The 1,216-nt window shown below is 52.6% G+C and carries 1 protein-coding gene; it reads right to left on the bottom strand.

Annotation, left to right across the window (positions count from 1 at the left end):
• Positions 1 to 762 (bottom strand): SDR family oxidoreductase (locus DY926_RS07175; protein ID WP_116702748.1); only part of this gene is annotated, 762 nt, incomplete at its 3' end.
• Positions 763 to 1,216: the final 454 nt, after the last annotated feature.

Raw genomic sequence — 1,216 nt, 5'->3', positions numbered from 1 at the left:
GTAGCCTCCATTGACCAGAATGGTCTGACCCGTCATCCACCATCCGTCAGATACGAGGAAGCGCACGAACGGTGCAATATCCCCGATATCGGTCAGTCCTGTTTTGCTGAAAGCAGACAAGGCTGCGGCAGATTTGTGATAGGCGACAGCGTCCGGGGCTTCCTGACCGTAGAAGAACGGCGTATCCATCGGTCCAGGTCCGATAGCGTTCACAGAAATGCCGCGTGCACCATATTCTTTCGATGCCGCGCGGGTAAAATGCTCAACTGCAGCCTTTGAACCCGCATAGGTGGAATAGAAGGGCGTGTAGGCTCCGAGAAGCGATGTTACGAGCGTCAATAGCTTACCATTATCATTGAGATGGAACCCCGCCTCCTTGATAAAAAAATAGGCAGCCTTCGTGTTCACGGCGAACATGGCATCGAACTCAGCTTCCGAGGTCTCTATGATCGGCTTTTTGAGCACCTTGCCAACTGTGTTGATGGCAATGTCCGGTTTTCCAATCGTGGCAACGGTATCGGCAAACAGCTTAGCGTTAGCATCAGCTGTCGTTAGGTCGGCCTGAAAGGCTACGGCGTGGGTTCCTGCGGCTTTCAGATCGGCGATCGTCTGATCGGCATCAACCTTGGTGGTGGCACTATTGTAGTGAATTGCGATTGCACTGGCACCTGCCGCAGCGAGGTCACGAGCGATCAGGCCGCCAAGATTCTTTGCGCCGCCAGCGATAAGGACAATCTTTCCCTTGATACCGTGATCAATCATTATCGTGTTTTCCTGTTACGTTCAGAGCGTGCAAACCACGCCTTTCATTCGATATGATTACCATTCATGATATCGAGATAAATCATGCCATCTCGACAAGACATGTCGAGAAACGCGAACAAAGCCTTTCTGATTGTCGTGTTGAAGGCATTTTTGACCAGATCGGTTCTTTCCCCATCCTTGCACGTGACGCCGAAGCGAGAAGTGTGTCGATATGCTGAAAATGCCTCGTTCGACAATTTCAACTGCGGTCTCGGAACTAAAAACGCGCGTCGGGACGCAGATTCTGATCCGCACGACCCGCCCTATCTTCATCATTCCGGACGGCACACGCAATCTGGCTCGCCTCTGTCCGCTATGGGGGGAGGAACGAACCCGCTGCGCGGGATTGGTGCGATGTGGAGGTCTGTCACCACGGCGTGAGCGATCTGTTTTATTTGGAACTGTCCTGATC

Origin of the sequence: Komagataeibacter melaceti (assembly GCF_003403295.1) — a bacterium.
GTDB classification, from domain to species: Bacteria; Pseudomonadota; Alphaproteobacteria; order Acetobacterales; family Acetobacteraceae; genus Komagataeibacter; species Komagataeibacter melaceti.
This window is presented reverse-complemented; position numbering and strand designations above follow the sequence as displayed.